This window comes from Azospirillum thermophilum (assembly GCF_003130795.1).
Classification (GTDB): domain Bacteria; phylum Pseudomonadota; class Alphaproteobacteria; order Azospirillales; family Azospirillaceae; genus Azospirillum; species Azospirillum thermophilum.
Genome location: NZ_CP029353.1, coordinates 617,612 through 642,179, shown reverse-complemented (window position 1 = coordinate 642,179; position 24,568 = coordinate 617,612). Strand labels below are relative to the sequence as shown.

Here is a 24,568-nt window from a genome sequence, read left to right as displayed (position 1 = left end):
CCCGCTTGCCATCAGCCACCGGCCAGCGCGACCAGGACGGTCAGCGTCGCCCCTGCCGGCACCGCGGCGTCCAGCCCGCCCAGCCGGCGCACGTCCTCCTGCCCGAGATAGACGTTCACGAAGCGGTGCAGTTCGCCGTCGGCGTTGAACAGCCGGTCGCGCAACGTCTCCCGCCCATCGGTCAGGGCGGCCAGTGCCTCGCGCACCGTGGTCCCGCCGACCGTCACGCGGTCGCGCCCGCCGATGAAGCCGCGCAGCGGCGTCGGGATGCGAACGGTGACCTCGCTCATGCAACGTCCTCCTTACCTGTCTCCGGCCCGGCCTCGGAACCGGTCCGCGCATCCGCCCCGCCGGACGCCGCCTGCCGCACGGCCTCCTCCGCCTCGCGGGCGAGGTCGGCCAGGAACCCGCGCACCTGCCGGGCCTTCACCAGATCGATGCGCAGGTCCAGCGGGTCCTTGAATCCCGCCTCATAGGACCAGCCCTCGTAATGGCTGTCCATCCGCGCGTCGGTGGAGGCGAGATGGTCGAGCACGAGCTGGTCCAGGCTTTCCGTCGGCTGCTGGGCGACGTCGGCGAACTGCAGCTCCGACACCCGCTCCACCAGGGCGGCATCGGCGGCGACCGTCTCATAGAGGCCGCGCAGGCGCAGCTCGTTCAGCACCGGCCTGGTGGTGCGGGCGAGGAAGCGGCGGTCGATCAGCCAGCGGCGCATCGCCCGCTCGGTCGCGAGCTCCCGCATCAGCTCGGCGAATTCGGCGTCGGTCAGGTCGTTGCGGCGGCACCAGCCGGCCAGCGCCGCGGGATCGGCGAGGCCATGACGGACGCAGAAGCGCTGGACCTCCTCCGCCACCGCCTGCCCGTCCGCCACCACCCCGACCACGTCGGCGAGTTGCACCGCCAGCAGCCGGCCCAGCGCCGCGGCGTTGATCTCGGCGAAGTCGGTCCGGTGCAGGGCGGCGTGGCTGGCGATGGCCGACAGCGGCACGGTGTGGCCGCCCTTCTCCACCCGCCGGTCGCGGTCGTACAGCACGTCGAAGAAGTGGGAGCGGTTGAAGGCGAAGGGGACGCGCGGCGGCAGCCGGTCCGGCGTCAGCCCGGCGAGATGGCGCAGCAGCGCCTCGGCATCCTGCCGCTTCACGTCGACGGCGCCGGTCGCCAGGAAGGCGTCGAGCCGCCCGGCCTCCTCCGCGCTCAGCCCCGCCTCGGCCCAGATGCGGTCGCGGGTGCGCTCGGGGAAGAACAGCCGCTTGGCGGCATCCACCACCCGGTCGCGCAGCGCCCCGTCGATGACGCCGGCCTCCTGCGCCGCCGCAAGGCCGGCGCGCAGGTTCACCAGCGGCTCGGACAGCGGGAAATAGCCGTCCTCCGCCCCGGCATGGGCCAGCGCCACCTCGTCGTCGCCGGTGACCGTGCCGTCCTGGTACCAGCCGACCACCGTGCCGACGCCGACCATGCCGAAATGCGCGCACTCCACCGCCCGCAGCGCTCCCATGCTGGAGCTGCCGAAGACGGCGACGCCGCAGTGCAGGGCGTAGAGCAGTTCCTTGTGCCAGACCGCCAGCGACTGGCCGAACACCCCGTCGATCAGGGCGATGACGTCCGGCCGGTGGATGGTCATGGCGCTGAGCACGTCGGCCTGGCCCGCCGGAGGCAGATAGACTGCGTCGGGCAGCAGGGTGCGGGCGTCCTCGACCGGCATGGTCGGCCCGAGAAAGACGACGATCTTCATCAGGCCGCCCCCGCCCGCAACGCCTCGGCGAACGCCACCGGGCGGGCGCCCGGCGTGTAGAAGTCGAAGTTGTAGCCCTCCAGCCCCGGCACCACCACGCGCGCGACGGGGATCCCCATCTCCGGCTTGGTCAGGTCGAAGGCGATGGCCTGCTCGATCCCCACCCGGCGCAGGCAGCCCAGCAGCACCGCGATGTCGCCTTCGAAGGTGGGGGTGGAGCGGTCGGGGTGAGCCCGGCCGTGGACGGTGGCCGGCGCCGCCTCCAGCCCCGCCACCTGGGCCGGCGTGTCGGCGCCCTGGTTGCGCAGCACGTCGCGGCGGAAATGGTCATCGCGCGAGCCGGCGATCAGCACCAGCCGCGACTGCACCGCCTCGGTCAAGGCGCGGCACATGGCGACCGCCGGCTCCAGATGGGTGCCGTAGCCGCGATACATGCCGCCATGGCGGAAGTCCTTGTCGTAGACGATGGCCATGTAGGTCGGCACCCCGGTGTCCGCCGTCACGTCGTAGAGCAGCGGCACGATTCCGGCGGCGGCGAAGCGGCGGACGAGGTCCTGGACCGCCGGGCTGTCCACCGTCTCCAGCGCCACGCGCGGCGTCAGGATGCCGTGGCGGTTGCCGGCATAGCGCCAGCAGGCGACGGCGTCGCGCTCGATCACCTCGTACAGCGCGGCGGCCACCGCCTCCAGGATGTGGTTGCCGCTGGCCAGCCCGTTGGTGCCCATGGCGAACAGGTTGCGCAGGCCGCGCCCGCCCGGCGGGCCGAGCATGGCGACCGCGGTCCAGGGGGCGGCGGCCGGACGGCCGCCGATCAGGTCCCAACCCCACACCCAATGCTCGGCCAGGTCGGTGCGGAAGGCGCCGTGGCGGGTGCCGGCCAGCCGCTCCACCGGGATGTGGCCGTCGGCCGGCAGGTCGTTCCAGGCGCATTCGACGGGCGGCAGGCCGACCGTCTCGGCATGGAACAGCTCGATCCCCTCCATCGCCGCCGAGACGGTGGCCGCGGCGAGGCTGAAGCCCTTCCCGGCGCTGTTGGACAGGGTCGGGCTGTTGGGCCGGTGGCCGAGCACCGTATGGATGCCGATGCGGTCCAGCCCGGTGACGTCGGCCAGCCGGGTGATGCCGCAGGCCAGCAGGTGCGGCCGGATGCGCTCCAGCGTCTCCTCCGGAGTGGCTGTCCGGTGGGTGCCGAGGAAAAAGCGCTTGCGGGCGTGGTGGACGCGATCGCCGAGCCGGATGCCCGGCCCGGCGCCGCTGACGGAACCAGCCGCTTCCGGCCGCCCGGGATCAGGCATTTTCCGTCCCGTCGCCCTCGTCCACCGACGGAGCGGCCGGCGTGCCGATGGCCGGCGTGGCCGCGGCGGGCATCGCCGTGGCGGGCATCGCCGTCGCCGGGGTGGCCGCAGCCGGCATCGCCGTCGCAGGCATGGCCGTCGCAGGCATGGCCGTTGCCGGAGTGGCGGCGGCCGGCATCGCCGTGGCCGGGGTGGCCGCAGCCGGGAACCCGGTGGCCGGGAAGGCGGTCGCCGGAGTGGCCGTCGCCGGAGTCGAGGCCGCCGGGAAGGCGGTCGCCGGCATCGCCGTGGCCGGGGTGGCGGCAGCGGGCATCGCCGTAGCCGGGGTGGCGGTCGCCGGAGTCGCTGCCGCCGGCATCGCCGTGGCCGGCATGGCCGTCGCCGGGGTCGCGGCCGCCGGCATCGCCGTGGCGGGGGTGGCCGTGGCCGGCATCGCGGTCGCCGGAGTCGCAGCGGCCGGGGTGGCCGCAGCCGGGAAGCCGGTGGCCGGGAAGGCCGTCGCCGGAGTAGCCGTGGCCGGAGTGGCCGTCGCAGGCATCGCCGTCGCCGGGGTGGCGCTGGCCGGCATGGCGGTCGCGGGGGTCGCCGAGGCCGGCATGGCGGTGGCGGGAGTTGCGCTGGCCGGCATCGCCGTTGCAGGAGTGGCCGCGGCGGGGGTGGCCGAGGCCGGCATCGCCGTCGCCGGAGTGGCGGCGGCGGGCATCGCGGTGGCAGGGGTCGCGGTGGCGGGCATCGCCGTCGCCGGGGTCGCCGTGGCGGGGTTGGCCGTGGCGGGCATGGCGGACGCCGGCAGGGCGGTGGCCGGCATCGCCGCGGCGGGGTTGGCCGTGGCCGGGGTGGCCGAGGCCGGCAGGGCGGTCGCCGGGGTGCTGGCGGCAGCGGCGCTGGCGATCGACTCGGCGATCACGCCCTGCTCGGCGCCCTTCACGCCGCTCAGGCTGCGCAGCGCGTCGGCGGCGGTGGCGCGGACATCCTCCGCGCTCACTCCCGCGAAACCGTTGGCCTGCAGCAGAGCCTGCTTGCCCGCGGCGTCCAGGCTGTTGAGCTGGGTGCGGAACTCGACGTCGGTGGCGAGGCGCTTGATGAGATCCAGTGCTCGGCTGTCAACCATGATGGCTATCCCCCCTGTTTACCGCTGTTCCCCAAAGGTCCTGTAACGGGCGGCGGGAGTATATAAGATCGTAGGATGTGCGCCAGAGCTTCCTTGCGATCTACACGCGAATGTAACGACTGGACAAGTCTCGATTGCCTTGACCAGCAACCGAACGCTGCAGGGCCGCCGACCGATCCGTCAGCCGCCGAGCAGCCCGCGCACCGACTCGAGCAGCGCCGGACCGGCGAAGGTGCCGATCACCAAGCCGGCCAGCAGGCCGATCAGGCCGGCGACCAGCGCCCCGCCCGACCGGCGCTCCCGCCGGGTGCCCATGGCCGCGGAGCCGCCACGCTCTTCGGTTGCATCGGCCTCGCCCCCGCCCTGCGACGGACGCATGGAGCCGCTGTAGTCGGCGGCGACGGCCGAGTTCCATTCCCGGACCCGCGCCTGCGCCTGGGCGAGGTCGGCATCGGTCGGCGACCGGTCGCGGCCGTGCACGATCTCCCAGGCCAGCGCCAGGAAGCGGCCGGTGGTCCGGCCGTCGGGGCTGAAGATGATGGCGGGCATCCGCCGGTAGGTGGCCTTGACCACGTCGATGTCGTAGGGGATGGCGGTGCGGAACAGCAGGTCGCCGTAGTCGGCGCGGAGCTGCTTCAGCGTCTCGCGCCCGACCTCGTCGTTGGCGACCGACAGCATCAGGACGCCGGCCACCGACAGGCCCGGGTTCAGGCCGCCCTGGATATGCTCGACCACCGACAGGGTGCGCCGCAGCCCGTCCAGGGCATAGCGGCCGGGGAAGACCGGGACGACCAGCCGGTCCGACGCGGCCAGCGCGCCGGCCGCGAGATGGCCCAGCGCCGGCGGGCAGTCGATCACCACATAGTCCGGCGCGTTGTCGGAGAAGCGCAGCGCCCGCCGCAGCCCGCGCTGCGACCCGCCGCGCCCGTCCAGCGCGTGCTCCAGCGAATAGAGCTTGCGCGCGCCGACGATCATCGACAGGCCGGGAAAGCTGGTTGGGGTCAGGGCGTCCTCGACGAAGACCTCCTGGTTCAGCAGGTCGTTGATGCCGACCTTGGCCTTTTCCTTGAGGAGGAAGTTGCCCGACGCGCTGCTCTGCGGGTCGAAGTCGATCAGCACCACCGACTTGCCGAGGGCGGCAAGGCTGATCGCCAGATTGACGGCGGTGGTCGTCTTGCCGACGCCGCCCTTCTGGTTGTAGACCGCAACGATGGTCGGCTGCCGCGTCTCCGCCGCATCGAAGACGTCGTCGTCGTTCAGCATGTCCGTCCCGCTTCATCCCGATTTCACCGGCCCAGCCGGCCACCCGCGCGAACATACCGTCACGGGCGCAATGGGCAAGTGATGGATAAGGGGCGCGGGGCGCGGGACGGGCGGCATATGGCCCGCCCGCCCCGCTCCGCCGGACTCAGAACCGGTAGCCCAGGGACGTGAAGACGTTGTGGTCCCTCACGTCCTGTCCGAACTTCCCGTCATAGCCGACCTGCCAGGAGACCGGCCCGGAGGCCAGAGTCACCGCCGCCCCCACCCGCAGGCCGTCGCGGTCCGGCCGGTCGAAGCCGCGGCTGACCGTGCCGAGGCTGCTGAAGCTGCGGTTCGCCAGGGTGGCGCTCAGCGTCTCGGCCCCGCGGACGCGGTTCCATTCATAGCTGACGCGGGCCTGCGGGATGATCGACAGGCTCTCGGCCGTGAAGCGGTGGGCGACCTGGGCGCCCAGATCCCAGCTCCAGCCCTTCCGCGTCTGGTCGGGGAGGACGCCGTTCAGGTGAATCGCCTCGGACTCCGTGTAGCCGTCGACGGTGGCGCGGGTGTAGCGCGCCCCCGCCACCGGGCCGAAGGACCAGTCGCCGCCGCCCAGGTCGTAGCCGGCCTCGCCGCCGACCGACCAGCTCCGCCCGTTGGTGTCGCCGCGGGCGGTCAGGCCGTAGGCGCCGGTCTCGCGGCTGATCCGGTCGTAGCGGTCGAAGGCCCAGGTACCCGACAGCGAGCCGAAGAAGCCCTGCCAGGCCGCCGCGACATAGGGGCTGACCGACCAGGAGCGCTGCTTGGCGCCGCCGATCTCCTTGAAGGAGAGGGTGTTGCGCCCGGCGCCGACCGCGAGGCCGACGGTCAGGGTCTCCGAGAGGCGCAGGTCGGCGCCGACCGTCGCGGTGCGGGCATCGCCTTCGCCCGCACCCGACGCGCCGGAGCCGTTCATCCGGTTGAAGTCGAGGGTGCCGGCGACCCAGCCGGTCAGGGCCGGGCCGGAGGACGCGGCGCCCATCGCCTGGTCGCGGCCGGCGAAGAGCTGGAGCGCGCCCAGATGGCTGCGGACGGCGCGCGTCGCCGCCTCGGACATCGACAGCGAGGCGTTGCCGAGCCCGCGGGCGAGCGGCAGCGCGGTTTCCCGCAGCGACTCGATGGCCAGCGGATCGACATAGGTGGGCAGCGTCAGCCGGTAGACCAGCACCATCGTGTCGACTTTGGCGCCGGCGTCGTAGGCCGCGCCGACCTGATGGCCGTTGCGGGTCAGGAAGTCGTTGTCGTTCCCGACGAACAGGAACACGTCGTCGGGGCGCGCCGGGTCGAGCGCCGGCAGGATGCCCATGGCCTCCCACTTCTCCGACAGCAGGTTGGCGTCCTGCGCCCCGCCATTGTGCAGCCCGAACCGGCCGAGCTGCCCGTTGTTGTTGATGTTGAGGAAGCTGGTGTAGGCGACCGGGGTGACCGACGCCACCAGCGACCCGCCCGGCGCCACCGGCGTCGCCCCCTCGTAGGCGGTGCCGACGAGGTTGGTGGCGCCGGAGATGTCGACGATGTCGATGCTGCGGTAGAGCGAGTTGGTCCCGCTCAGGCCCTGGCCGTTGTTGCTGTCGCGCGACAGCACCAGGAACTGCTTGTCGTTCAGCGCCAGCATCTCGCTCTGCGCCGCGACCTGGGTGCGGCCGCCGCTCTGGTAGGTCGGCAGCGGCACGACATAGTGACCGATCAGCCGCGGGTTGTCGGGGTTGGAGGCGACGTCATAGACCAGCATCCGGGTGTTGCGCCGGGTGGCGCTGCTGCCGCCGGTTCCGCCGTCCTGGCGGGTGGCGCTCTGCAGCAGGGCGACCAGCTTGCCGCGGTCCGGCGTCAGCGCCAGCCCTTCCAGCCCCTGGTTGTTCTGGCGCCCGGCGGTCGGGTCGAGCGGGCTCGGGGCCGGCTGGTTGGGGCCGGGATTGTTCGACGAGAAGTCCAGCGTCCCGTTGCGGACGGGCAGCAGCGCCGCCGGCGGCTGGATCGCCGACATCATCCGGCCGGACGCCGAGAAGCGGTAGATGTAGGGGCCGTATTCGTCGCTGATGTAGAAGCTGCCGTCCGGCATGCGCACGACGGCCTCGGTGTCCAGGCTGATCTTGCCGTTGAAGGCCTGCGGCAGCACCGGGAAGCCGCCCGACGCCGCGCGCACCCCGGTGCGCGGCTGCGGATCGAGGCCGGTGGTGACCGCCCCGCTGGCCTCGGTCAGCAGCGTCGTGTCCAGCAGGCTCAAGGAGAGCTGGGATTGCTGGCCGCGCCCCGCCGGCGGCGCCGCCGAGCCGTAATAGGGCGTGAGCGTGATGGCGAGCGTATTGAGGCGCGGGCGGTAGTCGGTCGTCCCGGCGGCGTTGTAGCCGCGGTCCGGCAGGGCGAACATGATGCCGGAATAGCTGTCGCCGGTGCGGCGCCAGGACCGTGCATCGAACGTCAGCCCCGACATCGACCCGAAGGTCTCCCCGAACCTGTCGCGCGCCGCGGAATCGATCCGCCCGACGCCGACCAGCCCCTGATTGACGAAGGCCGCCCCGCCCAACGTCACGCTGTCGGCCACCTGGGCGGCAGCCCCCTGGGCCATCGGCCCCTGAACCGCCAGCGCGAGCAGGCCGGTCGCGGACAGCAGCAGCGCCCGCAGCCGCCCGCCCCCGAAGGAGTTATGCATTAGGTCATCCCCAACTTATCGTTAGGGGGCTGTGTGTGACGGAGCTTTGCTACAACGGCCCGACGGTTTCATGACGTTTTCGCGTCAGGCGGCAAAGCTGGAGATGGCCGCGCAGGCTCACCCGGTATCGCCGGCAAACGAAAAGGCCCGGCGTAATCGCCGGGCCTTCTCGTCGGGTTGGAGCCCCGAAAAACTCAATGGCGGAGGGAGAGGGATTCGAACCCTCGATACCCTTTTGGGGTATACACACTTTCCAGGCGTGCGCCTTCGACCACTCGGCCACCCCTCCGTGGAGGCCGGTTTATAATGGGGTCGGCTTCGTCATGCAAGCGTCAGATTGCACCTCCGCAGCATTTTTACGCAGCCGTCCGTCCCGCCAGTTCGGCCACCAGATCGGCGACCGTGCGGCACAGCAGCGCGATGTCCTGCGGGCGGGACAGGCGGTGGTCGCCGTCCTTCACGAAGGTCAGACGGACATCGTCGGTCGCCAGCCTCTCTGCCAGGGTCAGGCTGCGCTGCCACGGCACGTCCGGGTCGCACATGCCGTGCAGGACGCGAACCGGTACCGTCACGCCGATCGGCCCGCGCAGCAGCAGGTGGTCGCGGCCGTCCTCGATCAGGGCGCGGGTGATCGGCTGCGGCTCCGGCCCGTACTCCGACGGGCGCAGCCACACGCCCTCCTCGCGGATGGCGCGGCGGATGTCCTCGTCGAAGAGGTCCCACATCAGGTCGTCGGTGAAGTCCGGCGCCGGGGCGATGCCGAGCAGCCCGGCCACCCGTTCCGGGCGGCGCAGCGCCGTCAGCAGCATCATCCAGCCGCCCATCGAGGAACCCACGAGGATCTGCGGCCCGCTGGTCACCGCGTCCAGCACCGCCAGCGCGTCGTCGGCCCACAGCCCGATGGTGCCGTCGGCGAAGCGTCCGCTGGACGCGCCGTGGCCCTGGTAGTCGAAGCGGGTATAGGCCAGCCCCTGGCCGACCGCCCACTCCTCCAGCGCCACGGCCTTGGTGCCGGTCATGTCGGACATGAAGCCGCTGAGGAACATCACCCCCGGCCGGCCATCCCCCGGGCGGGCGGCTGGGGTGTGACGATAGGCTATGGTGGCGGCGCCGCGCGGTAGGCTATGGTGCGCGCCGCCCGAAACGGCAGCGGATCCGGTCATTGCGGTTGGCTTCCCTGTCACGATCGGGACCAGCCCTGACGGAAACCCGGTCCCATGGAACTCTCCAGCCACCTTAACACCGACGACGCCCCGCGCAACCCGGCAGCCCTGCCGCAGGACGGGGGCGGCTGGCCCGGCGGACGGGCGCCGACGGTGCTGCAGGTGGTGCCGGAGCTGGTGACCGGCGGGGCGGAGCGCGGCTGCATCGACATGGCGCTGGCGCTGCAGGAGGCCGGCGGACTGCCGCTGGTCGCCTCCCAGGGCGGGCCGATGGTGCGCGAGCTGGACCGCGCCGGCATCCGCCACATCACCCTGCCGCTCGCCTCGAAGAACCCGCTGACCATCCGGCGCAACGCGAAGAAGCTGGCGCGGATCATCGTCGAGAGCCGGGTGGACATCGTCCACGCCCGCTCCCGCGCGCCGGCCTGGAGCGCCTGGCTGGCCTGCCGGGAGACCGGGGCAGCCTACATGACCACCTTCCATGCGCCCTACAACATCTCCGGGGCGCTGAAGCGGCGCTACAACTCCGTGATGGCGCGCGGCGAGCGGGTGATCGCCATCTCCGACTTCGTGCGCCGCCACATCCTGGAGAATTACGACACCGACCCGGCACGCATCCGCACCATCCACCGCGGCATCGACCCGGCCGTCTTCTCGCCGGAGCAGGTCAGCCCGGCCCGGCTGGTGACGCTGGCCAAGGAATGGCGGCTGCCCGACGACCGCGCGGTGATCCTGCTGCCCGGCCGGCTGACCCGCTGGAAAGGCCAGACCGTCCTGATCGACGCGCTGGCCGAGCTGGGGCGCAAGGACGTGCTGGCCCTGCTGGTCGGCTCCGACCAGGGGCGCAGCGGCTACCGGCAGGAGCTGGTGGAGCGGGTGCGCCGCGCCGGGCTCGACGGGGTGGTGCGCATGACCGACCATTGCAGCGACATGGCCGCCGCCTACCTGCTGTCGGACGTCGTCGTCTCCGCCTCGCAGGAGCCGGAGGCCTTCGGCCGAGTCATCGTGGAGGCGCAGGCGATGGGCAAGCCGGTGATCGTCTCGGCCATCGGCGCCTACCAGGAGACCGTCATCCCCGGCGAGACCGCCTGGGTGGTGCCGCCGGCCGATGCCAAGGCGCTCGCCAAGGCGCTGGACGAGGCGCTGTCCCTGACCCCGGAGCAGCGCGACGCCATCGGCGCCCGCGCCCGCGCCTTCGTCGCCGACCGCTACACCAGGCAGCGGATGTGCGGCGACACGCTCGCCGTCTATGCCGAACTGATGGCCGGGCGGCGGCGCTGAGCCCATATCATCCCCTCCCGCACCCCTTTCGCGACCCCAAGCCTCCGGACACCATGGCCGACATCCAGCAGCTTCCCGGCATCTCCACCGTCATCGACCGCTACGACGGCGTGATCCTCGACCTGTGGGGGGTGATCCACGACGGGGAGCAGCCCTACCCCGGCGTTCCCGACTGTCTCGACCGACTGCGGGCGGCCGGCAAGACCATCTGCCTGCTGTCCAACGCGCCGCGCCGCACCGGCGGCGTCATCGCCAAGCTGCAGGGCATGGGGATCGGACGCGAACGCTACCACCATGTCATGACGTCGGGCGAGGCGACCTACGACGCGCTGCGGCTGCGCGACGATCCCTGGCACGCCGCGCTGGGCCGCCGGCTCTACCATATCGGTCCGGACCGCGACCGCGACGTCTATGACGGGCTCGGCTACGTGCTGGCGGAGCGGCCGGAGGAGGCCGACTTCGTCGTCAACACCGGCATCGTCGTGTTCGGCGAGACGCTGGAGGACTACCAGCCGCAGCTCGACGCCTGCCTGCGGGCCGGGCTGCCGATGATCTGCGCCAACCCCGACCTGGTGGTGATGGTCGGGCCGCAGATGGTGATCTGCGCCGGCACGCTGGCCGCCCGCTACGAGGAGATGGGGGGCGAGGTGCGCCAGCACGGCAAGCCCTTCGCCCCGGTCTACGGCCGCTGCCGCGACCTGCTGGGCATCGCCGACCCGCGGCGCATCCTGGCGGTGGGCGACAGCTTCCGCACCGACGTGGCCGGCGCGAACGCCGCCGGGCTCGACGTGGCGCTGGTCACCGCCGGCATCCACCAGGAGGAGCTGGGCGGGGCCGCCTGGGGCGAGGCGGTCGATCCGGTCCGGCTGGCGCAGGTGGCGGAGGCCGCCGGCCATATCCCGACCTACAGCCTGCCCAGCCTGCGCTGGTAGGCGGGCGCCGGTTCGGGCGTCCCCGGTTCGGGCGTCCCTGAGTCAGTCGTCGAGCGGAACGGCATCGTCCATCGCCTTGCGCAGGATGGAGGAGGGACCGTTTTCCGAAAAGCCGCGGACACCGATGGCCGTGCGGTAATAGCTGACGATGAAGACGCGGATGGAGGCGGTCAGATTCGCCTCCCCCTTCCGCTGATCTATTTGTGTACAAATCTCGTTGAGGGTCATCCCCTCCCGTTCGCAGATTTCCTTCAGCGATTCCCAAATATACGGTTCCATGCGCAGGCTTGTGCGCCGGCCGCTGACCTTCACATTCCTGCAGACCAGGAGCGGCCCTTCCTTTCCTCCGCTTGTGCGAGCCATCTGAGTCCCTGATCTCCACCCGTTGAGAGTCCGCTATCAGACGTGGCAGATATACATCCACTTGTATGAGGATATTGCAAGCGGCGTGTGCCGTCCAAGCTGTTTTCGACCGCTGGTCGCGATGGCCGGCCACAAAATACAACGCAGCGCGTGGGATGGGGTGGGATTTGCCCTCGGCGCGATGAAACGCCGGCGGGGTGGAAAACAGGCTTCCTTTCCTGAATCCTGCGCTATACCAGTGCGGTCCGGCGCCGGCGGAAGGCCGGCCGCGGACGAGATCGACGGACTTGACGGGGGAGTGGACGGCGATGGGACGTCCAACGGGGGCACGTCCTGTGGGATGGAAGGTCGTGATGCTGCTGGCGGCGGCGCTCGGCGCGGCGGGGCCGGGAGTGGCGCTGCCGGCCCATGCGGCCGATCCCGCCCTGCCCGAGGCGCGGATCCGGACGGAGGTGACCCGCCTCGTCCCGCCGCCCTGGAGGGTCGAGGAGGTGACCGTCACCCCCCAGCCGGGCCGCGGCGGCCCCGCCGCCTCCTCTTCGTCCTCCTCTTCCGCCACCAGCACCGCGACCGCCCGGGTCGTCGTCCGGCTGAGCCTGGGCGAGCCGACCTTCACGGTCGAAGGGCGCGACGGCCCGCTGACCTTCATCCGGCCGGTGGCGGCGCCGCCGCTGGAAAAGACGCTGAATGCCGTCGCCACGGTGACGCGCGGCAAGACCGGCGTCGAAACCCGCATCGACCTGAAGAACCCCGAGGTGATGCAGGGGCTGGGACAGCCGGCCTCCGCGCTGCCCGGCCTCACCGTGATCGCCGGCAGCGACGAGGCCCGCCGCCTGCAGGACGAGCGGGAGGAGACCGCGCGCCGCCGCATGGCCGAGGAGCAGGAGCGCCAGACGCACGAAGGCGCCCTGCTGTCCCAGGTCGCCGCCGCCGCCCGCGCCGAGGCGGAGCGCATGGAGGCGGAGCGCCGGGCGGTGGAGGCGCGGACCGCCCGCATCACCGATCTGCGGGCGAAGCTGACCGGCGCCGACCGGCCGGCGCGGATTGCCGCCTATGAGGCGGCGATGGGCGGCAACGACGCCACGCTGCGCCAGATCGCCTTCGAGGCGGCGGTGCGCAGCCGCGACCCGGTGCTGGCCAACCTGGCGCTGAAGGACTGGCTGGCCCGCCGCCGCTCGATCCCCATCCAGCTCTTCGCGACGAAGGAGGACCCCAGCTCCGATCAGGTGGTGCAGAATCTCGGGCCGCTGACGGTGGAGATCGAGTCCTTCACCCCGATCACCGGCGCGGTCGCCGCCCGCATGGGCGCCCCCGGCTACAGCATCGCCAGACCCTCCGGCGCCATCGGCTCGCTCGCCCAGACGGAGCTGATCCTCAACTCCTACGGCTGCACCCTGGCGCTGCGGCTGACCGAGCATGCGACGCTCGACGGGCTGCTGCGCTGCCAGACCCTGCCGACCCTGATCGCACGGGTCACGCTGGACTGATGCCGGCGATGCCGCGCCCGCCCCGCCGTCCCGCCGCACCGCTCCTCCGGCCGCTCCTGCTCGCCGCGCTGATCTGGCCGGGGATCGCCGCGGCGCAGAAGCCCGACACGGTGACGCCCCTGCCCTCCCCCCGGGTGGAGCTGCCCCGGCTGACCCCGGCGAGGCCGGCGGCGGACGGCGGCCCCAACCCGCAGGTGCTGTTCCAGCCATGGCCGACCGTCGCCCCGCCCCTGTCGCCTCCCTCCGCTGCGGCTGCCACCGCCGCTGCCACCCCGCCGGCGCCGGCGTCCCCGCCGCCCTCGGGACCGCCCTCCCCCACCGCCCCGCACCCGGGACAGGGCGCGGCGCCGAAGACTGTCTGGACTGCCGCCACCGTCCGCCTGCGCGCCGCCCCCGACCGCGGCGCCCGCGTGCTGGACGAGCTGGACCCCGGCGCGCGGCTGGAGGTTCTGGACACCCTCTCCGGCGGCTGGCTGAAGGTCGGACGCAACGGCCGGCCCCTCGGCTTCGTCGCCGCCGACTTCGTCACCGACCGCAGCGCGAAGGCCGAGCCCGCCAGGACGGACGTTTCGAAGACGGAACCGCCCAAGCGCTATGCCAAGGCCTCGCGCGAGGACAATGGCTGCGCCCTGCCCGGCAGCCTGCCGTCGTCCGCGGCGCGCCGGCCGATGCTGCCGGCCGGGACGGTCGCCCGCGTGCTGGCCGACGCCAACCTGCGCGTCGCCCCGGCCTGCGACGCCAAGGTGCTGGATGTTCTCGACGCGGGCGGTACGGTCACCATTCTGGACGGCGGCGGCTCGTGGTACCGGGTGGGCCGCAAGGGCAAGGTGCTGGGCTATGTCGGCGCCGCCCTGCTGGGCGAGAGCCGCAGGCGGTAGGACGCCGCAGCCGCCTGCGGAATGGCCGACCGCACTTGACGCGGTGGCCGGGAGCATGCTTGTCCACACTCCATACGGCAAGGAATGGAGGAGACTGCGATGGCCGGCACCGTGACCCTGGGGCGCGAGGGCGTGGTCGCGACCCTGACGCTGAGCAACCCCGACAAGCTGAACGCCTTCGACAAGCCGATGTGGCACGACCTGATCGGCCACCTGACGGCGCTGGAGGCCGACGAGTCGGTGCGGGCCGTGGTGCTGCGCGGGGACGGCGGCCGGTCCTTCAGCCCCGGCGCCGACATCTCGGAGTTCGCGCAGGAGCGCAACAGCCCCGAGCAGGGTGCCGCCTACGGCGTCCTGATGGACGAGGGGCTGAACCTGCTGCGCGGCCTGCGCCACCCGACGCTCGCCGCCATCACCGGCCCCTGCTGCGGCATCGGGCTGGCCGTCGCGCTGGCCTGCGACCTGCGGGTCTGCACCGAGGGCAGCCGGTTCGGCGTGCCGGTCAGCCGGCTCGGCATCTCGATGGCGCTGCCCGAACTGAAGCTGGTCTACGACATCGCCGGCGGCCCGGCGGCGCTGGAAATCCTGCTGGAAGGCCGCGTCTTCGGCGCGGCGGAGGCCAAGGACAAGCGGCTGGTCCATCGCGTCGTGCCCGAGGAGGGCTTCGAGGCGGAGATCACGGCGACCTGCGAGCGCATCGCCGCCGGCGCCCCGCTGGCCGCCCGGCTGCACAAGCAGTTCGTCCGCCGCCTCGCCGACCCGGCCCCGCTCAGCGAGGCGGAGATCGCCGAATGCTACCACTGCTTCGGCACCGAGGATTTCCGCGAGGGCTACCGGGCCTTCCTGGAAAAGCGCAAGCCGGCGTTCCGCGGACGATAGGGGGCGGCAGGCGGGCGGGCTCCCGCGGCGGACGGACGCATGACAGGGTCGAGCCATCGGCGATGGTGCCGCTTGGGCGGCGGTCCACATGATTGACCTGTTGGACCAGTCCCCCCGCCGCCGGTTTCCCCGATGTCCCGTTCCATCCCCTGGATCGTCGCCTGCGCCCTGTTCATGGAGAATCTGGACGCGACGGTGATCTCCACCGCCCTGCCGGAGATCGCCCGCTCGCTGAACGAGGATCCCCTGCATCTCAGCATGGCGATGACCTCCTACATGCTGGCGCTGGCGGTGTTCCTGCCGGTCAGCGGTTGGGCGGCCGACCGGTTCGGGGCGCGCACGGTCTTCGCGTCGGCCATCGCGGTCTTCACGGCGGGCTCCGTCTTGTGCGGCCTGTCGAACGGTCTGGCCGAGCTGGTGGCCGCGCGGGTCGTGCAGGGCATCGGCGGCGCCATGATGGTGCCGGTCGGCCGGCTCGTCCTGCTGAAGACGGTTCCGCGGAGCGAGCTGGTGCGGGCGATGGCGCAGATGACCCTGCCGGCCCTGATCGGCCCCGCCCTGGGGCCGCTGGTCGGCGGCGCCATCGCGACCTACGCCTCCTGGCGCTGGATCTTCCTGATCAACGTGCCGATCGGGCTGCTCGGCATGGCGCTGGTCGTGACGCTGATCCCCAACGTGCGGGAGAAGGACCGCGATCCCTTCGACCTCCCGGGCTTCCTGCTCAGCGCCGCGGCTCTGGCCGCGCTGATGTTCGGGCTGGAGAATGTCGGGCGCGATCTGCTGCCGCCGGCCCTGGTCGCCGGCATCCTGGCGGCCGGAGTGACGGCGGCGTGGCTCTACCTGCGCCATGCCCGGCGGGTGGCGCGGCCGGTGCTCGACCCCTCGCTGTTCCGGCTGCCGACCTATGCCGCCTCGGTGCTCGGCGGCACGCTGTTCCGCATCGGCATCGGGGCCGTGCCCTTCCTGGTGCCGGTGATGCTGCAGGTCGGCTTCGGCCTGACGCCCTTCGAGTCGGGCAGCCTGACCTTCGCCGGGGCGGCCGGCGCGCTGACCATGAAGGCGCTGGCCGGCCCGATCCTGCGCCGGCTGGGCTTCCGCCGGGTGCTGCTGGGCAATGCGCTGCTGAGCGGCGCGATCCTCGCCGCCTACGGCCTGTTCCGGCCGGAGACGCCGCATCTGGTGATCCTCGCCGCCCTGCTGGCCGGCGGCTTCTTCCGCTCGCTGCAGTTCACCGGCCTCAACAGCCTCGCCTATGCCGAGGTGCCGAAGGACCGCACCAGCCGGGCCAATACGCTGGCCAGCGTGATGCAGCAGCTCTCCCTCAGCATGGGCGTGGCGGTCGGCGCCACGGCGCTGCATCTGACCCAGGGCTGGACGGGCGGCCCGCTGACCGCCCACTCCTTCATCCCGGCCTTCCTGACGGTGGGGCTGCTGGCCTGCGCGTCGGGCCTGTTCTTCCTGCGGTTGCCGCCCGATGCCGGGTCGGAGATCAGCGGCCACCGCATCCCGCTGCAGAAGGTCCACGCGGCGACCCATGCCGTCGCGGCCGAGACGCGCGACGCCGCCGACTGAGGAGGCAACCGGGCGGGCGGCCGCGGGCCGGCCCCGCTCAGCCGTCCTCCCAGTCCGGCTCATCGGCCTTCAGGATGTCGACGAGCTGGGCGACGCGCCCGGCCGGCGGGTGGCGGGTCGCCTCTCCCATGTAATCGTCGGCGGCGGTCCAGGTGCGGGCCTCCATCAGCTCGGCCGGCGTGGCGCCGGTGGCGATGATCGAGGCGATGCGCATGTCGTCGAGCCGCCCGCAGATTTCGATGACTTGAGCGCGGGTGACGGGTGCGCTGGCGGTATCGGACGCGTGACGCGGGTCTGTCATTCGATCCTCCCCTGTCCGGTCATCCCCGGCCGGCCGGGCCGGCCGGTCCTTCAGATTGCGCCTCGGCCCGGCCGATGCAACGGGCCAAGCGTCGCATCATTGGGGGCAGGGACCAGGACGAACGGACGACCCGCCCCGCCCGCAAGACGGACCGGTCGTCCCACGGATGAGGAAGCATCATCCCATACATGATTAATTTTCGTGCGGGCACCTCGGGTAAGGCGTGCGTTGCGCTCACGTTCCCGGTATAAAGATGCATGGCGGCCATGCGCCGGCCTCAAAGAAGAATGGGAGGCTCCCCGCCGTCCGGCGCGGAGCGGGACAAGCATGATGGATTGGGACAAGCTTCGGGTTTTCCACGCGGTGGCCGAAGCCGGCAGCTTCACGCATGCCGGAGAGACCTTGAACCTCAGCCAGTCGGCCGTCAGCCGCCAGATCAGCGCGCTGGAGGAGAGCCTGGGCGTTCCCCTCTTCCACCGCCATGCGCGCGGCCTGATCCTGACCGAGCAGGGCGAGCTGCTGCACCGGACCGCCCGCGACGTCTTCGCCAAGCTGTCGATGACCGAGGCGATGCTGACCGAAAGCCGGGAGCATCCCAAGGGACCGCTGCGCGTGACGACGACCGTCGCCTTCGGGTCGACCTGGCTGACGCCGCGCATCAACGAGTTCCTGTCGATCTACCCCGACATCCAGCTCACGCTGCTGATCGACGACAACGAGCTCGACCTCGCCATGCGGGAGGCGGACATCGCCATCCGCATGAATACGCCGCGCCAGCCGGACCTGATCCAGCGGCACCTGATGTCGATCCGCTTCCACCTCTACGGCCACACCAGCTACCTGAAGAAGCGGGGCATCCCCAAGACGGTGGCGGAGCTGGAGCAGCACGACATCATCATCTACCCGCCGGATTCCCGCGCGCCGATCCCCAACGTGAACTGGATCCTGGAGCTGGGCGAAGGGGTGGTGCGGCGGCCGATCCTGCAGGTCAACAGCATGTACGCCATCTACCGCGCGGTGGAGAGCGGGCTGGGCATCGCCGCCCTGCCGGACTTCCTGGTGGACGGCAACAAGGAGCTGGTGCGCGTCCTGCCGGACGTGGACGGCCCCAAGGTCGACGCCTACTTCGTCTATGCGGAGGAGCTGCGCCATTCCAAGCGCATCGCCGTCTTCCGCGACTTCCTGGTCAAGAAGGTCGCAGAGACGCCGTTCTGACCGCCTTTTCGTCTCTTCCACGGATAGTTCCCAAGACGAACGTGAACGACCGGCCGGGACTGGCGCCAAAAGGGCGCCGGACCCCGGGGCCGGTCGTTTTCCTTTTTATTTCCTGTACTTATCAAGCCATGCAAGCGACGCATGGTAGACTGTTTCTTTTATGCCTGGAAACTCGGCACCCAAGTGGTCAAATTTTGGTCGTTGGATGCTGCGACGCAGCAACCGATGTTTCGTCCCAGGGTCTCCCCTGGGGTTGGGTCTCCGGACCCAGCGTCTCCCAGACGTGAAGCCTCCCTGTTCAACTCGCCGCTAAGTCAACGACTTAGCGGCGGTTTTTTTATGGGCCCGGCCACACGGCGACGCAAAAACAGTCAGCCCCCTCTACTGCTATCGATTTAGGCAGACGAATCCCCGGCGCCCGCAGGCGGCCTGCCGGCAACACAGGGTCGCAGCCTGACTCAAGGTCATAATCTCCGGTTTTTTTTCCGGAACCAAAGGCATATGCTGTTCGTTATACCGCGGTGAGGCGACTTTGCGGGACTGCGGCTCCATCAGGATGTTCGAGGTCGATCATGCCGATCCGTCGCACCTCCTTCGCGGAGGCCATAGGCCGTGCCGTGCATCGCCTGCGGACCCACAGCCGCAGTTGCCATGACCTGGAGACCCGCCGCCTCCTGATCGCGACGGAGCGCTGGCTGCTCTGGATGCTGATGCGGGACGAGGCCGAAACGACGACGCGCCAGCCCGATGGGCCGGCGCGTGTCGCGGCGGAGTGAGGCGGCCGGCGGCGCGGCCGCCAGGGTGCGCTCAGTGGCTCATCAGCACCGGCAGGGTCATGTGCTGCAGGATGTAGCGGGTCATGCCGCCCAGCACCAGCTCCCGCAGGCGGGACCGGCCGTAGGCGCCCATCACCAGCAGGTCGCAGCCCTCGTCGGCCGCCGTGTTCAGCATGGTGTCGCCCGGCTCCACCACGTCGGTGATCACATGCGTCGCCTCCACCGGGCAGCCGTGGCGCGACAGATGCTTGGCGATGTCGGCGCAGGGCTCGTCGCCCAGCCCGCTCATCCCCGGCTTGGGATTGGCGGCCAGCACGACCACCCGCTTGGCCCGGTTCAGCATCGGCATGGCGTCGCCGACGGCCCGCGCCGCCTCGCGGCTGCCGTTCCAGCCGATCAGCACGCGCTCGCCCACGCTGGCGAAGCGGCCGGCATAGGGAACCACCAGCAGCGGCCGGCCGGCCTCGAACAGCAGATCCTGCGGCAGCAGCACCGGCAGGTCGCGGTCGCGGGCCGGGTCGATCTGCCCGACGACGATCAGGTCGGCATAGCGGCCGTGGACGGCGGCGACCGTGGTCGGGTCACCGGACACCGCCCGCCATTCCGACCGGTCGGTCAGGCCGTGGCGGCGCATCGCCTCGGCGAAACGCCCGGCGGCCTTGTCGGCCTGCTCCTGCAGGAAGCGGCGGCGCGAGGCGCGCACCTCGTCCGGCAGCTCCGCCTCGATATAGCCGGGAAGGACATGGTCGACGATCACGTAGAGACCGGTGAGGTGGGCGTCGTTGCGCGCCGCGATCTGCGCCGCGACGTCGAGACGGGCGGCCGACGCCGCCGAATCGTCCACCACCACCAGCAAATCCTTGAGTGCCATGGGCTTCCTCCCAGCCTTTTCCCTGACGGACGGGGCGGTCGCTGCGGACAGGCCGCCCCCCTATGGACCACACTATAGCCGGCCGCTACGCGGCGTGGCGACAGGGACAGTTTCCAAAGCAGGCATGCCGGCGCGGCACCGCTCTCTCTGTTCCAGATCAATGACAACGCATGAAGCAACCTTGGACTGTATTCCTTTGCCCGGTATCCCCGGGGTTCGTGGCGCCGCCCCGGCAGTCCCGCAACGAACTCCGGATGCAGGCCGATCAACAACGCAACCCGAACTTGCGTGAATACTGGGGTATGCGGGTTGGTTTTCTTTGCCCTTTTCGCCCGAACACCAGAAAAGCCGCCATGTGGGGTTGCTTTGGTTTTGACGTAAGGGCGACCCATCGCGTAAGTGTTGGTGGATGATTTCCTGATGGGTACCTCGCCCTCTCCTCGCCATGCAGCCGGACCCCAACGCCACCGCTCTCGTCGAAGCCTTATCCGGAAGCGGGGCCGCCGGCGGCCTCGCGCTTGAGACGCTTCGCCAGATTCTCGATGCGGTGCCGGTCAGGGTCGCCGTCCTCGACCGCGACCGCAGGCACATCTACGGCAACCGGCCCTATCTGGAGATGGTGGACCGCAGCCTGGACCAGCTCGTCGGCAGGACGCTGGGCGACCTGATGGGCGACAAGGCGATGCGCAACATGGCGGGCCATGTGAAGCGCGCCCTGGCCGGCCACATCGCCGAGTCCGAGGGGTGGGTCCAGCAGCCGAACGGCGAGCAGCGCTGCATCCACCGCGTCTACGCCCCCTACCGCGGCGCCGACGGGGCGGTCGTCGGATATTTCGTCATCCTGCAGGACGTGACGGACCGCCGGCAATCGCAGGACGACCTGTTCCGCCTCGCCTACTACGACCCGGTGACGGGGCTGGCGAACCGGCTGATGCTGCTGAAGCACATGGCTGACTATTGCGCGGAGAAGGAACCCTTCACGCTGGTGATCGTCGACATCGACCGCTTCGCCGACATCCGCACCAGCCTGGGCCAGGCCTTCGCCAACGAGCTGCTGGGCGACCTCGCCTCCCGGCTGGGGGAACAGGGCGGCGCCTTCGACCTGATCGCCCGCGTCAGCGACCACGCCTTCGCCCTGCTGGTGGCCGGCCCCTGCGACCGCCCGGCGGTGGAGCGCGCGCTGGAGGAGCTGGCGGCGGTGGTGCGCTCCGCCCGCTCCAGCTCCGGCGCCGCGGTCTTCATGTCGGCCAGCATCGGCGTCGCGACGGCCGAGCCCAGCCACGAGCGGCCGGAGGACGTGCTGCGCGACGCGGAGATCGCCACCGGCCGGTCGCGCGAACTGGGCGGCGGGCGCCAGTCCTGGTTCGATCCGGCGATGCACGCCCATGTGGTGGAGCAGATCCGGCTGGAGCACGACCTGCGCGGCGCCCTGTCGCGCGGCGAGGGGCTGTGGGTCGCCTACCAGCCGATCGTCGAGATGGTCACCGGCGGCCTCGCCGGGTTCGAGGCGCTGGTGCGCTGGACCCATCCGGAGCGCGGCAACATCCCGCCCGGCGTCTTCATCCCGATCGCCGAGAGCACCGGTCTGGTCGTGGCGCTGGGAAGCTGGGTGCTGCGCGAGGCCTGCCGCCAGATCGCCGACTGGCAGGACAAGCGCGCGCCGGGCTCCGCCCCGCTGTTCATGAGCGTCAACCTGTCCGCCCGCCAGCTCTCCGACCCCGGCTTCGTCGAGGTGGTGCGCGAGGTGCTGCGCGAGACGAAGGTGGAGCCCGCCTGGCTGAAGCTGGAGCTGACCGAGAGTGCGGTGATGGACAAGGCGGAACAGTCGATCCGCCTGCTGCAGGACCTGCGCACGCTGGGCATCAAGCTGTCGATCGACGATTTCGGAACCGGCTATTCGTCGCTGTCCTACCTGCACAAGCTGCCGATCGACAGCCTGAAGGTCGACCGCTCCTTCGTCTCGGCCATGCACCATTCGGAGGAGAACCGGGCCATCGTCCGCATCATCATGGACCTCGCCCGGCTTCTCGGCTTCGACGTGATCGCCGAGGGGATCGAGACCAGCGCCGACGCCAACCTGCTGCGGGCGCTGGCCTGCGACTATGGCCAGGGCTACCACTTCGCCCGCCCGCTGCCGCCGGCCGACGCCGAGAAGCTGCTGGGCGGCGAGCTGCCCTGGCAGGCGCCGTGGTGAAGGCGCCGGGGTGAAGGCGCCGCCGGACGGGAGCCGGCAAGCGGCGGCTCGGCCGGGAAAGGTTTTTTGCATCCGGTCGAATTTTCCGCTTGCGCCGGGGGGTCCGTTCTCGTAAAAAGCCGCTCCCGAACGAACGCGGGCGTAGCTCAGGGGTAGAGCACAACCTTGCCAAGGTTGGGGTCGAGGGTTCGAATCCCTTCGCCCGCTCCAGTTTCACTGGTAGCGGAACCAGCGTGAAAAGGCCGGTCGCAGCATGGCGGACTGGCCTTTTTCGCGTCCGGGGTCCGGGGCCGCCCCCGCCCCCCGTCCGCACCGCCGCTCAGAAATAGGGCGCCGACAGCCCCTCCGCCGCGAAGGCCGCCTGCACCGCCGGGCGCTCCAGCACGCGCGCCAGCCAGGGGCCGAGGTTCGGCAGGCTGCGCGCCGGGCGCGTCATGAAGCGGCTCCAGCGCGCCAGCGTGAACAGGTAGGGGTCGAGCGCGCCGTAGCGGTCGCCCAGCAGCCAGCGCCGGCCCTCCATCTCCTTGTCCAGCAGGCTGAACTGCTCGAACAGACGGGCCTCCACCACGGCCTTCAGCGCCGCCTCCGCCTCGGCCCCCTGCACGTAGCGGCCGGGATAGAAGTAGACCAGCATGTCCGCCTGGATCGTGTTGGTCAGGTAGGCGATCCACTTGTAGAAGACCGCCCGCTCCGCGCTGCCCACGGCGGGGGCGAGGCCGGCTTCGGGATGCCGGTCCACCAGATGCAGGCAGATCGCCGCCGTCTCGGTGACCACCAGATCGCCGTCGACCAGGGTCGGCACGCGGCCCTGCGGGTTGAGCGCCAGATAGCCGGGCTGCCGGTTCTCCCCCGCCTCGCGGTCGAGCAGCGTCAGGTCGAACGGCACGCCGATCTCCCGCAGCAGGATGTGCGGGATCATGGCGGCGGTGCTGGGCATGCCGTAGAGCGTGATCACGGGCGGGGTCCTCCTGTCCGGTGTGCGGCGGCACGCGCCGCGATCCCAGCGGAATAGCCGCGCAACCGGACGCCGGTCCACCCTCCCCTGGCCGGACACGGCCGCCGGAGCCATGCGCTGCCGGAATACCGCCAGAAGACGCCGGCGCCGGAAAACCCCAAGAGAGTGGTTTATCGGTTGACCCAACTGTGCATATGATCGGTCAAGCCGTTTAACATATCAAACACCCTTCGGGGAACTTCGGCACAGGAAAGGCAACATGACCGGGATCGGCAACTCCGCAGCGAGCCGCGACAAGGCGTATTTCCTCCACCCCTACACCAACCTTCACGCCCACGAGACGCAGGGTCCGCTGATCGTCGAGCGCGGCGAGGGCGTGCGCGTCTTCGACGACAGCGGCAAGGAGTACATCGAGGGGCTGGCCAGCCTGTGGTGCGTGTCGCTGGGCTGGGGCGAGAACCGTCTGGTCGAGGCCGCCGCCCGCCAGATGCGCAAGCTGCCGACCTACCACGTCTTCGGCCACAAGTCGCACGAGCCGGGCATCGACCTGGCGGAAAAGCTGATCGGCCTCGCCCCGGTGCCGATGTCCAAGGTCTTCTTCGCCAATTCCGGCTCGGAAGCCAACGACACGGTCATCAAGCTGCTGTGGTACTACAACAACGCGCTCGGCCGGCCGGAGAAGAAGAAGATCATCTCGCGCGTGAAGGCCTATCACGGGGTGACGGTCGCCACCGCCAGCCTGACCGGCCTGCCCAACAACCACCGCGACTTCGACCTGCCGATCGCCCGCATCCTGCACGCCGATTGCCCGCACCATTACCGCTTCGCCCATGACGGCGAGAGCGAGGAGGCCTTCGCCACCCGGCTCGCCGAGCAGCTCGAGGCGCTGATCCTGGCCGAGGGGCCGGACACCATCGCCGCCATGTTCGCGGAGCCGGTGATGGGCGCCGGCGGCGTCATCGTGCCGCCCGCCACCTATTTCGCCAAGATCCAGCCGGTGTTGAGGAAATACGACATCCTGCTGGTGGCGGACGAGGTCATCTGCGGCTTCGGCCGGACCGGGAATTTCTGGGGCAGCCAGACCATGGGCATGCAGCCGGACATCCTGACCTGCGCCAAGCAGCTCTCGTCCGGCTATCTGCCGATCTCCGCCGTCATGGTGTCCGAGCCGGTCTACCGGGCCTGCGTCGAGGAGAGCAAGAAGATCGGCACCTTCGGCCACGGCTACACCTACTCGGCCCATCCGGTCGCCGCGGCGGTGGCGCTGGAGACGCTGGCGATCTACGAGGAGCGCGACATCCTCGGCCATGTCCGGTCGATCGCTCCGCGCTTCCAGAGCCGCCTGAAGGCGCTGGCCGACCATCCGCTGGTGGGCGAGGCGCGCGGCACCGGCCTGATCGGCGCCATCGAGCTGGTGGCCGACAAGGCGACGAAGGCCCCGTTCGACCCGGTCGGCCGCGCCGGCGCGGTGGTCAACGGCTTCGCCCAGGACAACGGCCTCATCATCCGCGCCATGGGCGACTCGGTGGCGCTCTGCCCGCCGCTGGTCATCGGGGAGTCCGACATCGACCTGCTGTTCGACCGCCTGACCCGCTCGCTCGACCAGGCGGTGCCGGTCCTGCGCGGCTGACG

General features: G+C 71.0%; 21 protein-coding genes and 2 tRNA genes. 11 read left to right on the top strand and 12 right to left on the bottom strand.

What is annotated here, in order from left to right:
• Positions 1-11: 11 nt before the first annotated feature.
• The 8 genes from DEW08_RS09140 to DEW08_RS09105 form a co-directional block, all read right to left on the bottom strand.
• Positions 12-290 (bottom strand): MoaD/ThiS family protein, encoded by a 279-nt coding sequence (locus tag DEW08_RS09140; protein ID WP_109326435.1) that lies wholly within the window; start codon positions 288-290, stop codon positions 12-14.
• Positions 287-1,732: a TfuA-like protein gene (locus tag DEW08_RS09135; protein WP_109326434.1), complete on the bottom strand. Its 1,446-nt coding sequence runs from the start codon at positions 1,730-1,732 to the stop codon at positions 287-289. The genes DEW08_RS09140 and DEW08_RS09135 overlap by 4 nt, the downstream gene beginning before the upstream one ends.
• Positions 1,732-3,027 carry a YcaO-like family protein gene (locus DEW08_RS09130; protein ID WP_109326433.1) on the bottom strand — a complete coding sequence of 432 codons (1,296 nt, stop codon included), beginning with the start codon at positions 3,025-3,027 and terminating at the stop codon, positions 1,732-1,734. Before DEW08_RS09130 ends, DEW08_RS09135 begins: the two co-directional genes overlap by 1 nt.
• Positions 3,020-4,138, bottom strand: a complete 1,119-nt coding sequence (locus DEW08_RS30705) for a transcriptional regulator (RefSeq protein ID WP_146214669.1) — start codon at positions 4,136-4,138, stop codon at positions 3,020-3,022. Before DEW08_RS30705 ends, DEW08_RS09130 begins: the two co-directional genes overlap by 8 nt.
• Before the next feature lie 180 nt (positions 4,139-4,318).
• On the bottom strand, positions 4,319-5,401 hold the full coding sequence (locus tag DEW08_RS09120) for a ParA family protein (RefSeq protein ID WP_109326431.1): 1,083 nt from the start codon (positions 5,399-5,401) through the stop codon (positions 4,319-4,321).
• Between the two features lie 145 nt (positions 5,402-5,546).
• Entirely contained in the window at positions 5,547-8,069 is a 2,523-nt protein-coding gene (locus DEW08_RS09115) for an esterase-like activity of phytase family protein (protein ID WP_181449441.1), read from the bottom strand.
• Between the two features lie 198 nt (positions 8,070-8,267).
• Positions 8,268-8,358 (bottom strand) — tRNA-Ser (locus DEW08_RS09110).
• A gap of 67 nt (positions 8,359-8,425) precedes the next feature.
• Positions 8,426-9,115 (bottom strand): alpha/beta hydrolase, encoded by a 690-nt coding sequence (locus tag DEW08_RS09105; RefSeq protein ID WP_245986618.1) that lies wholly within the window; start codon positions 9,113-9,115, stop codon positions 8,426-8,428.
• 171 nt (positions 9,116-9,286) lie between these two features.
• Between DEW08_RS09105 and DEW08_RS09100 the strand changes: the two genes are divergently transcribed.
• Both DEW08_RS09100 and DEW08_RS09095 read left to right on the top strand, forming a co-directional pair.
• Positions 9,287-10,513, top strand: a complete 1,227-nt coding sequence (locus DEW08_RS09100) for a glycosyltransferase family 4 protein (RefSeq protein WP_109326428.1) — start codon at positions 9,287-9,289, stop codon at positions 10,511-10,513.
• A 53-nt stretch (positions 10,514-10,566) separates the two neighbouring features.
• Positions 10,567-11,445: a TIGR01459 family HAD-type hydrolase gene (locus DEW08_RS09095; protein ID WP_109326427.1), complete on the top strand. Its 879-nt coding sequence runs from the start codon at positions 10,567-10,569 to the stop codon at positions 11,443-11,445.
• 42 nt (positions 11,446-11,487) lie between these two features.
• Here DEW08_RS09095 and DEW08_RS09090 read toward each other — a convergent pair whose 3' ends face one another.
• Positions 11,488-11,724 (bottom strand): ribbon-helix-helix domain-containing protein, encoded by a 237-nt coding sequence (locus DEW08_RS09090; protein WP_245986532.1) that lies wholly within the window; start codon positions 11,722-11,724, stop codon positions 11,488-11,490.
• A gap of 419 nt (positions 11,725-12,143) precedes the next feature.
• Between DEW08_RS09090 and DEW08_RS09085 the strand changes: the two genes are divergently transcribed.
• From DEW08_RS09085 to DEW08_RS09070, 4 genes are all read left to right on the top strand, one after another.
• The gene (locus DEW08_RS09085) at positions 12,144-13,295 is read left to right on the top strand and encodes a hypothetical protein (RefSeq protein ID WP_245986530.1); all 1,152 of its coding nucleotides are present in this window, start codon (positions 12,144-12,146) and stop codon (positions 13,293-13,295) included.
• A gap of 8 nt (positions 13,296-13,303) precedes the next feature.
• A complete protein-coding gene (locus DEW08_RS09080; protein ID WP_245986529.1) occupies positions 13,304-14,173 on the top strand; it encodes an SH3 domain-containing protein in 870 nt (289 codons plus the stop codon).
• Between the two features lie 99 nt (positions 14,174-14,272).
• The gene (locus tag DEW08_RS09075) at positions 14,273-15,052 is read left to right on the top strand and encodes an enoyl-CoA hydratase-related protein (protein ID WP_109326416.1); all 780 of its coding nucleotides are present in this window, start codon (positions 14,273-14,275) and stop codon (positions 15,050-15,052) included.
• A 132-nt stretch (positions 15,053-15,184) separates the two neighbouring features.
• Positions 15,185-16,624, top strand: coding sequence for a DHA2 family efflux MFS transporter permease subunit (locus DEW08_RS09070; RefSeq protein WP_109326415.1), 1,440 nt, complete (start codon positions 15,185-15,187; stop codon positions 16,622-16,624).
• Between the two features lie 37 nt (positions 16,625-16,661).
• Here DEW08_RS09070 and DEW08_RS09065 read toward each other — a convergent pair whose 3' ends face one another.
• A complete protein-coding gene (locus DEW08_RS09065) occupies positions 16,662-16,925 on the bottom strand; it encodes a hypothetical protein (protein WP_109326414.1) in 264 nt (87 codons plus the stop codon).
• Between the two features lie 330 nt (positions 16,926-17,255).
• Between DEW08_RS09065 and DEW08_RS09060 the strand changes: the two genes are divergently transcribed.
• Together DEW08_RS09060 and DEW08_RS09055 are read left to right on the top strand one after the other, a co-directional pair.
• Positions 17,256-18,140 (top strand): LysR family transcriptional regulator, encoded by an 885-nt coding sequence (locus DEW08_RS09060; protein ID WP_168220396.1) that lies wholly within the window; start codon positions 17,256-17,258, stop codon positions 18,138-18,140.
• Between the two features lie 572 nt (positions 18,141-18,712).
• On the top strand, positions 18,713-18,916 hold the full coding sequence (locus DEW08_RS09055) for a hypothetical protein (RefSeq protein ID WP_109326412.1): 204 nt from the start codon (positions 18,713-18,715) through the stop codon (positions 18,914-18,916).
• Between the two features lie 31 nt (positions 18,917-18,947).
• Here the strand turns inward: DEW08_RS09055 and DEW08_RS09050 are convergent, their stop codons facing one another.
• Positions 18,948-19,787 carry a universal stress protein gene (locus tag DEW08_RS09050; protein WP_109326411.1) on the bottom strand — a complete coding sequence of 280 codons (840 nt, stop codon included), beginning with the start codon at positions 19,785-19,787 and terminating at the stop codon, positions 18,948-18,950.
• Positions 19,788-20,334: 547 nt separating this feature from the next.
• Between DEW08_RS09050 and DEW08_RS09045 the strand changes: the two genes are divergently transcribed.
• Both DEW08_RS09045 and DEW08_RS09040 read left to right on the top strand, forming a co-directional pair.
• Positions 20,335-21,981: a putative bifunctional diguanylate cyclase/phosphodiesterase gene (locus tag DEW08_RS09045; protein ID WP_245986527.1), complete on the top strand. Its 1,647-nt coding sequence runs from the start codon at positions 20,335-20,337 to the stop codon at positions 21,979-21,981.
• Between the two features lie 135 nt (positions 21,982-22,116).
• Positions 22,117-22,191, top strand: a tRNA-Gly gene (locus DEW08_RS09040).
• Positions 22,192-22,300: 109 nt separating this feature from the next.
• Here the strand turns inward: DEW08_RS09040 and DEW08_RS09035 are convergent.
• On the bottom strand, positions 22,301-22,936 hold the full coding sequence (locus DEW08_RS09035; protein ID WP_109326409.1) for a glutathione S-transferase family protein: 636 nt from the start codon (positions 22,934-22,936) through the stop codon (positions 22,301-22,303).
• Positions 22,937-23,195: 259 nt separating this feature from the next.
• Here DEW08_RS09035 and DEW08_RS09030 point away from each other — a divergent pair, with 259 nt between their 5' ends.
• A complete protein-coding gene (locus tag DEW08_RS09030; RefSeq protein ID WP_109326407.1) occupies positions 23,196-24,566 on the top strand; it encodes an aspartate aminotransferase family protein in 1,371 nt (456 codons plus the stop codon).
• The last annotated feature ends 2 nt before the right edge of the window (positions 24,567-24,568 follow it).

Coding starts and splice junctions, on each gene's coding strand:
- DEW08_RS09070 (WP_109326415.1), top strand. CDS start 15,185: ATGTCCCGTTCCATCCCCTGGATCGTCGCCTGCGCCCTGTTCATGGAG.
- DEW08_RS09105 (WP_245986618.1), bottom strand. CDS start 9,115: ATGTTCCTCAGCGGCTTCATGTCCGACATGACCGGCACCAAGGCCGTG.
- DEW08_RS09135 (WP_109326434.1), bottom strand. CDS start 1,732: ATGAAGATCGTCGTCTTTCTCGGGCCGACCATGCCGGTCGAGGACGCC.
- DEW08_RS09115 (WP_181449441.1), bottom strand. CDS start 8,069: ATGCATAACTCCTTCGGGGGCGGGCGGCTGCGGGCGCTGCTGCTGTCC.
- DEW08_RS09080 (WP_245986529.1), top strand. CDS start 13,304: ATGCCGCGCCCGCCCCGCCGTCCCGCCGCACCGCTCCTCCGGCCGCTC.
- DEW08_RS09050 (WP_109326411.1), bottom strand. CDS start 19,787: ATGGCACTCAAGGATTTGCTGGTGGTGGTGGACGATTCGGCGGCGTCG.
- DEW08_RS09055 (WP_109326412.1), top strand. CDS start 18,713: ATGCCGATCCGTCGCACCTCCTTCGCGGAGGCCATAGGCCGTGCCGTG.
- DEW08_RS09065 (WP_109326414.1), bottom strand. CDS start 16,925: ATGACAGACCCGCGTCACGCGTCCGATACCGCCAGCGCACCCGTCACC.
- DEW08_RS09030 (WP_109326407.1), top strand. CDS start 23,196: ATGACCGGGATCGGCAACTCCGCAGCGAGCCGCGACAAGGCGTATTTC.
- DEW08_RS30705 (WP_146214669.1), bottom strand. CDS start 4,138: ATGGTTGACAGCCGAGCACTGGATCTCATCAAGCGCCTCGCCACCGAC.
- DEW08_RS09095 (WP_109326427.1), top strand. CDS start 10,567: ATGGCCGACATCCAGCAGCTTCCCGGCATCTCCACCGTCATCGACCGC.
- DEW08_RS09060 (WP_168220396.1), top strand. CDS start 17,256: ATGGATTGGGACAAGCTTCGGGTTTTCCACGCGGTGGCCGAAGCCGGC.
- DEW08_RS09140 (WP_109326435.1), bottom strand. CDS start 290: ATGAGCGAGGTCACCGTTCGCATCCCGACGCCGCTGCGCGGCTTCATC.
- DEW08_RS09130 (WP_109326433.1), bottom strand. CDS start 3,027: ATGCCTGATCCCGGGCGGCCGGAAGCGGCTGGTTCCGTCAGCGGCGCC.
- DEW08_RS09090 (WP_245986532.1), bottom strand. CDS start 11,724: ATGGAACCGTATATTTGGGAATCGCTGAAGGAAATCTGCGAACGGGAG.
- DEW08_RS09120 (WP_109326431.1), bottom strand. CDS start 5,401: ATGCTGAACGACGACGACGTCTTCGATGCGGCGGAGACGCGGCAGCCG.
- DEW08_RS09100 (WP_109326428.1), top strand. CDS start 9,287: ATGGAACTCTCCAGCCACCTTAACACCGACGACGCCCCGCGCAACCCG.
- DEW08_RS09075 (WP_109326416.1), top strand. CDS start 14,273: ATGGCCGGCACCGTGACCCTGGGGCGCGAGGGCGTGGTCGCGACCCTG.